The sequence below is a fragment of the Neisseria weixii genome, from assembly GCF_042658245.1.
Taxonomy (GTDB): Bacteria; Pseudomonadota; Gammaproteobacteria; order Burkholderiales; family Neisseriaceae; genus Neisseria; species Neisseria weixii.
Window position 1 is genome coordinate 20,128 of the sequence record NZ_JBHSPY010000032.1, and the last position, 7,050, is coordinate 27,177.

Here is a 7,050-nt window from a genome sequence, read left to right on the forward strand (position 1 = left end):
CTATTACCCCCTCAGTTACTTTCTTCAGTGAACCAATGTTCGCGCGCAGCCATAATCACGGTTTTGGCTTCGTCTTCGGTTACACCGGTAATTTCAATCAATTCATCCACAGACAATTCGGCCAAATCATCACGCGTGGCGATACTCGCTTGTGCCAGATCGCGCAGCATATCCGAATCCAAACCTTCCAGATTTCGCATCTCTTCCGACACATCGGCCAATTTCTCTTCAGAGGCAATGGCTAAGGTCAAAATCGCGTCGCGGGCGCGGTTGCGCAGAGCTTCAACGATTTCTTCGTCAAAACCTTCGATTTCCAACAACTCGGCCGCAGGCACATAAGCTACTTCCTCCAAAGTTTGGAAACCTTCTTGTACCAAGACATCCGCCGTTTCAGCATCGATGTTCATGTGGCCGATAAACAGTTCGCGAATGGCGGCATCTTCTGCTTCATTGCGCTCGTCTGCTTCTTTAACAGTCATAATATTCAGCTGCCAGCCGGTCAAATCCGAGGCCAAACGCACGTTTTGGCCGCCACGGCCGATAGCCAAGGCCAATTGGTCTTCCGCCACAATCACATCAACAGCGTGTTTATCTTCGTCAATCAAAATACGGCTGACTTCGGCAGGCGACAATGCATTAATCACAAATTGTGCAGTTTCAGACGACCACAACACCACATCGATGCGTTCGCCCGACAACTCATTGCTCACCGCATTCACACGCGAACCGCGTACACCGATACAGGTGCCTTGCGGGTCAATGCGTTGATCGTTGGCTTTTACCGCTACTTTCGCACGTTGCCCCGGATCGCGCGCCACTTCGCGGATTTCCAACAGGCCATCGGCAATTTCAGGCACTTCCTGCTCGTAGAGTTTGACCAAGAATTCGCCCGAAGTACGGCTCAGCACCACCTGCTTACGGCTGGTATTGCCGATTTCTTCCACACGCACAAATAAGGCACGAATGCGGTCGCCGCTGCGGAAGTTTTCACGCGGAATCATTTGGTCGCGCGGAATCAACGCATCCAGTTTGCCCGAAATCACCTCCACGATGATGCCGTGACGCTCGACACGTTTTACCGTACCCATAATGATGTCTTCTTTTTGTTGCAAGAATCCATTCAGGATTTGCTCGCGTTCGGCATCGCGGATGCGTTGCAGAATAATTTGTTTGGCAGTTTGCGCAGCTTGACGGCCGAAACCTTCGTTTTCCAGCTGCTCTTCGTAATATTGACCGATTTGAATATCGGTACCCGGAATTTCTTCTTGAATTTCTTCAATGGTTTTTTCCACATCCGGATAAGTGTAATCTTCGTCGGCCACAATCAACCAACGACGGAAAGTGCGGTATTCGCCGGTATCTCGGTCGATTTCAACACACACATCCATGTGTTCGCGGTTGGCTTTCTTTTTGGCAGCGGTTGACAGCGCAAACTCCAAAGCCTGAAACACCACTTCTGCTTCTACGTTTTTCTCGCTTGCCAAAGCTTCGGCAAGTTGTAACATCTCACGACTCATCTTTAGAATCTCCGTTATGTATATGTTTAAAATTTGAATTCAGGACGCAGACGGGCTTTGTCGATATTGCTGATTTCGATCTCAGCGGTTTTGCCGTCGAAAGCAACGGTCACCACATCTTTTTCACATTTTTCGATGCGGCCGATAAAGTTTTTCTGGCCGTCAATCGGCAGACGGGTTTTGATTTTGGCATTTTCGCCGGCAAAGCGGACAAAATCGGCAGCTTTTTTCAGCGGACGATCCAAGCCCGGGCTGGAAATTTCCAAACGCTTGTAATCCACGTCTTCCACCATGAAAACGCGGCTCAGATGGTTGCTCACCGTAGCGCAATCTTCCACGGTAATGCCTTGCGGCTTATCAATAAACACGCGCAAATCGCCTTGCGCGGCCAGCTCGAAATCCACCAGCTCATAGCCCAAACCGGGCAGGGTTTTATCAAGAATATTTTGAATATCCATGCGACTCCACAGTATAAAAACAAAAAATGGCCCGGCGGCCATTTTTCTATAAATTTGAAAAATTGCCGTATTATAACGCATTTAAAAGCAAAAGAAAAGCATTGATTTCGCTTACCTTTTTTCAGACGGCATAGTCGTATTCTTGCATTTCGCCAAACCTTTTCATATGCATTGATTGTCAACAAAATAATCTTATTGCATTCTCCGACAATCGCACAAAATATTAATAAAATATAGTATAAACAATATTTTAAAATCAATAATAACTTTTCAGACGGCCTCAATGTCCGTTTAAATACTTGCTAAACCTGATGGCAAACCCTAAAATCAAAAGCTCCATCATTCCCTATTGCGAACAACACGTCATGTCTACCCAACCGATTTACAATTTCTCCGCCGGTCCTGCCGTTTTGCCTGAAGCCGTTTTGCGTACCGCCCAGCATGAAATGCTGGATTACAACGGCACCGGCTTTCCCGTGATGGCCATGAGCCACCGCTCCGATATGTTTATGTCGATTCTGCATCACGCCGAACAAGATTTGCGCCAACTATTGAACATTCCCAATAATTATAAAGTGCTTTTTTTACAAGGCGGCGCCACCACGCAATTTAACATGACGGCGATGAATCTGGCGCATGGTTTCAAGAGCATCGATGCTGTCATCACCGGCAACTGGAGCCGCTTGGCCGCCGAGCAAATGCCGCTGTTAGGCAACGCTAAGGTCAATATCGCTGCACACGGCGGTGAATTGTTTGATTACAAAGACCTGCCTGCCGTGGAAGATTGGAACATTTCCAAAGATTCGGCTTTCGTGCATTTCGCCATCAATGAAACCGTCAACGGCTTGCAATATCAAGATGTCCCCAAACTTTCAGACAGCATGCCGCCTTTGGTATGCGATATGTCGAGCGAGATTTTATCGCGCGAATTCAATGTGGCTGACTATGGTTTGATTTATGCCGGTGCACAGAAAAACATCGGCCCGGCCGGTGTGACGGTGGTGATTATCCGCGATGATTTGCTGGACCGCTGCCCGAAAAACATTCCGAGCGTGTTCAACTACCGTACCCACATCGAAAAAGACGGCATGTACAACACACCGTCAACCTACCCGATTTATATGTCGGGCTTGGTGTTCCGTTGGTTGCAAACGCAAGGCGGCGTGCAGGCCATCGAAGCGGTGAACAATCTCAAAGCCAAAACGCTTTATGATGCCATCGACGGCAGCGGCGGCTTTTATATCAATCCGATTGCCGTCAGCGCCCGCTCTAAAATGAATGTGGTGTTCAAAACCGACAGCGCCAAGCTGGATAAATTGTTCGTGCAAGAAGCCGATCTGCGCGGCCTGCGTTTGCTCAAAGGCTACAAAACCGTCGGCGGTATGCGCGCCAGCATTTACAACGCTATGCCGCTGGCCGGTGTTGAAGCCTTGGTCGAATTTATGCAGGATTTCCAACGCCGCTATGGTTGATTAAACCCAAAGTCATAGGCTGTCTGAACATTTTCAGACGGCCTTCTTTTATGATTCGTCCATTCGCTTGAAAAAATATTTTGTGCTATAAAGAACCATCACACATCAAATCACAGGAATTTCTCATGAACGCCCTCGAATTATTAACCACCCGACGCTCGTCTAAAAAATTGGTCGCTCCCGCCCCCAATGCCAAGCAATTGGAAATCATGTTGCAAGCTGCGACCCAAGTGCCGGATCATGGCAATATGCGTCCGTTTAAATTTACCGTGATTCAAAGCGAAGCCGGTTTATTCCGTTTTCGTGAACTCTTGCGCCAAACCGTTACCGAATTGAACTTCGGCGAAGAGTCAATGCAAAAAGCAGAAAAAGTCGGGCATATGGCGCCAATGGTCATTGGGGTGACCTTTGCACCGAATCAAAACGTACCGAAACCAAAACCTGAATGGGAACAATTGCTCAGCGCAGCCTGTTCGGCCTACGGCTTGCAATTGGCTGCCACTGCCCAAGGTTTCGATAATGTCTGGATTACTGGTTTGTGGGCCAACAGCCCGCTGTTGCGAAAAGCCTTTGAATGCGGCGAAAAAGACAAAATCATCGGTCTGATTATGGTCGGTACGCCCGATGAGGAAACCGGCGGCGCGAAAAATACCGATTTGGATTCGTTCGTGACGTATTGGTGATTCAATCGAACAAAACCAAATACAAATAAAAGAAAAACCGAGACCTTTGCAAAACCCTAGATTGAAGTGCAGTTCAAAGTCGTAGCAGCAAAGAAAGCAAAAACCTATAAAGATAGGCAAGCTTTCCAGCAGCGCACAACGAAAAAATGTGCCCAAATGGGGATGTTGCAAAGGTTTCTTGATTTGGATTGAATGAAGAGGCAAAGGCCGTCTGAACAATATGAACTGCCCCCCAATACTTGGACAAGTTAAGAATATTTTTCAGACGGCCTTTTATGCATGACGGAAGAATTAAGCCGGATTCATAAAAGTTTCGATTTCCTGCAAAGAAATTTCAGGTGTCGCACCATGACGCGAAGCGACTAAAGCACCTAATGCACAAGCAAAAGTTATGGCTTCTTGCGGGTCGGCGTTATTCAGAAGTTTATACGTCAGACCGGCCAAAAAGCTATCGCCCGAGCCGACGGTATCCGCTACTTTGACGCGGAAACCGCTGTGGCGGTAAAGCTGGCCGTCGCGATACAAAGCCGCACCGTGGCTGCCCAACGTCACCACCAAGGTTTCCACGCCGGTAAGCTTGGCGATGTAGGCGATGTTTTGTTCAATCGAATGATAAGGCGAACCATATACTTCAGCTAGTTCGTACAATTCATCGTCATTCAATTTCACCATATCTACTTTTTTCATGGTTGCCAACAAACGGTCAGTATCGTAATGCGGCTTGCGCAGGTTGACATCGAAAATCTTGAATTTGGCTTGCTCCAATAATTGTGCCAAGGTATTGCGGGAAACTTCGTCACGCGTGGCAAGGCTGCCGAAAATAAAGGCATCCGATTCGGCCACACGCTGCAAAGCTTCGGGCTGCACCCGAATACGGTCCCAAGAGCAAGGGTAAACAATTTCGTATGAAGCACTGCCGCTTTTGTCAAGCGATACTTTTACCAAACTGGTGGCTTGGTCAGGACAAATCTGCACAAGGTCGGCATTCACATGCTTACTCAGAATCTGGCGCAATAATTCTTCGCCGTCTTCATCATTGCCACGGCAACTGATGATGCTGGTATCCGCACCCAAGGCCCTCAGCCGCACGACCACATTCAGCGGCGCACCGCCCAATACTTTCCCGCTTGGGAAATCGTCCCACAGCACTTCACCGAAACTGGTTACTTTCATTCTTAATCTTCCTTAATTAACGACTTAGACAATTCTTCCAACGGAACACCTTTGGTTTCCGGCATCATAAACATCACGAACAGCAGTTGTAATACCATCATCAGCGTGAAGCAAACGAATACCCATGCCGCACCGATGCTTGAGAACAAGAACGGAATCGCAGCCGGAATCGCAGCAGCCAATAACCAGTGGGTTGAACTACCCAAAGACTGGCCTTGAGCACGCAAATGACTTGGGAAAATTTCGGAAATAAACACCCAAATCACCGTACCTTGGCCAATCGCGTGGGCGGCGATAAAAAGGAAGAAAAACACCGGCACAGCCATGCCTTTCCAACCCATAAAGAACGCCAGCGATACCAAGCTCAACGAAATGATGTAGCCGAACGAGCAGATATACATCAATTGACGACGGCCGAATTTATCAATCAGCGACAAACCGATAAAGGTAAACAACAAGTTAATCACACCGATGCCCACGCTGCTCAACATCGCGGCGCTTTGCTCCAAACCGGCTATTTCAAAAATACGCGGCGCGTAGTACAAGAAAGCGTTAATGCCCGACATTTGGTTAAAGAAGGCAATCAAAAAGGCCAGAATCACCGGATAGCGGTATTTTTTCAACCACATGCTTTCATGTTTGTGGCCTTCTTCCAGATTGGTTTCCAGCAAACTTTTCACATCAGCATCCGGGTTGATTTTTTTCAACACCGCTTCCGCTTCTTGCAGACGGCCTTTCATCGCCAACCAACGCGGCGACATCGGCACACCAAACACCATCAAAGTATAAATCACGGCAGGAATCACTTCGATACCCAGCATCCAGCGCCAAGTCTGTTCACCCAAATCCATATTGCTGATGATGAAGTTAGACAAATACGCCATTAAAATACCGAATACGATATTGAACTGATACATCGCCACCAAACGGCCGCGTTTTTCGGCCGGCGCAATTTCGGTTACATAAGCCGGCGCGGCAATGGTGGACGCCCCCACACCCAAACCGCCGATAAAGCGGAAAAAAGCAAACAGATAAGGATCCGACACCAGAGCCGAACCCAAAGCGCTGGTTACATATAACACACCAATCACAATCAGTGTTTTCTTACGGCCGAATTTATCAGTCGGAATACCGCCGAACAGCGCACCGATTACCGTACCCCACAAGGCGGACGACATCACCACCAAACCATGGAATAAAGGCGAACTGCCCCACAAATCCTGCAATGCTTGGTCGGCACCGGAAATCACCACTGTGTCAAAACCGAACAAAAACCCGGCCAATGCAACGGTCACGGACCAATAAAGAAGTTTGGATTGATTCATAAAAAGAGTCCTCACTCTAAGTATCAAAATGAAAAAAGTATATGTTCGAATACTTTAATTTATAACCGATGTCCGTCTGCATTCAGACGGCCTGCTAATTACTATTTTCGGTTTGAATTCTGTGTGAGAAATGGGGCTTTGGTTCATTTAAATTCATGTTATTGTAAATCTAAAATTTGTAATAAGATTTACATACAAGCTATTATGTTTAAAAAGTTTGAAACTGACAAGCAATCCTTTAAGAATCTGAAATATAAATTTGATACACCGCAAAACCTATGCAAATAAATACTTTAACCACTTAAATTTTGGGGCTGTACTAGACAACTAGAATAAATTCTGCTTTACTAATTGTTTTAAAATAGAACAAGAGACTTTATCTCACTGTGGTTAAAACGCCATTCACATTCCTTTAAATACAG

The 7,050-nt window shown here is 47.0% G+C and carries 6 protein-coding genes and 1 pseudogene; 2 read left to right on the top strand and 5 right to left on the bottom strand.

Annotation, left to right across the window (positions count from 1 at the left end):
- Window positions 1-11 precede the first annotated feature (11 nt).
- Window positions 12-1,517 carry a transcription termination factor NusA gene (gene nusA, locus ACFPVS_RS11615; RefSeq protein ID WP_096295678.1) on the bottom strand — a complete coding sequence of 502 codons (1,506 nt, stop codon included), beginning with the start codon at window positions 1,515-1,517 and terminating at the stop codon, window positions 12-14.
- A 26-nt stretch (window positions 1,518-1,543) separates the two neighbouring features.
- Complete coding sequence (gene rimP / locus ACFPVS_RS11620; RefSeq protein WP_096296166.1) at window positions 1,544-1,975, bottom strand: ribosome maturation factor RimP; 432 nt, start codon at window positions 1,973-1,975, stop codon at window positions 1,544-1,546.
- Window positions 1,976-2,340: 365 nt separating this feature from the next.
- On the opposite strand from rimP, the gene serC reads away from it, so the two are divergent.
- Window positions 2,341-3,447 carry a phosphoserine transaminase gene (serC, locus tag ACFPVS_RS11625; RefSeq protein WP_096296167.1) on the top strand — a complete coding sequence of 369 codons (1,107 nt, stop codon included), beginning with the start codon at window positions 2,341-2,343 and terminating at the stop codon, window positions 3,445-3,447.
- A 125-nt stretch (window positions 3,448-3,572) separates the two neighbouring features.
- Window positions 3,573-4,130: a nitroreductase family protein gene (locus ACFPVS_RS11630; protein ID WP_378595793.1), complete on the top strand. Its 558-nt coding sequence runs from the start codon at window positions 3,573-3,575 to the stop codon at window positions 4,128-4,130.
- A 291-nt stretch (window positions 4,131-4,421) separates the two neighbouring features.
- On the opposite strand, the gene ACFPVS_RS11635 is transcribed toward ACFPVS_RS11630, so the two are convergent.
- From ACFPVS_RS11635 to ACFPVS_RS11645, 3 genes and pseudogenes are all read right to left on the bottom strand, one after another.
- Window positions 4,422-5,303 (bottom strand): carbohydrate kinase family protein, encoded by an 882-nt coding sequence (locus ACFPVS_RS11635; RefSeq protein ID WP_096295679.1) that lies wholly within the window; start codon window positions 5,301-5,303, stop codon window positions 4,422-4,424.
- A 2-nt stretch (window positions 5,304-5,305) separates the two neighbouring features.
- A complete protein-coding gene (locus ACFPVS_RS11640; RefSeq protein WP_255419114.1) occupies window positions 5,306-6,643 on the bottom strand; it encodes a sugar porter family MFS transporter in 1,338 nt (445 codons plus the stop codon).
- 312 nt (window positions 6,644-6,955) lie between these two features.
- A pseudogene (locus tag ACFPVS_RS11645) lies at window positions 6,956-7,050 on the bottom strand (IS1595 family transposase); the annotation flags it as partial.

What these genes read in the sequence shown, in the direction of transcription:
- nusA (WP_096295678.1), bottom strand. Translation starts at nt 1,517, where the DNA reads ATGAGTCGTGAGATGTTACAACTTGCCGAAGCTTTGGCAAGCGAGAAA.
- rimP (WP_096296166.1), bottom strand. Translation starts at nt 1,975, where the DNA reads ATGGATATTCAAAATATTCTTGATAAAACCCTGCCCGGTTTGGGCTAT.
- serC (WP_096296167.1), top strand. Translation starts at nt 2,341, where the DNA reads ATGTCTACCCAACCGATTTACAATTTCTCCGCCGGTCCTGCCGTTTTG.
- ACFPVS_RS11630 (WP_378595793.1), top strand. Translation starts at nt 3,573, where the DNA reads ATGAACGCCCTCGAATTATTAACCACCCGACGCTCGTCTAAAAAATTG.
- ACFPVS_RS11635 (WP_096295679.1), bottom strand. Translation starts at nt 5,303, where the DNA reads ATGAAAGTAACCAGTTTCGGTGAAGTGCTGTGGGACGATTTCCCAAGC.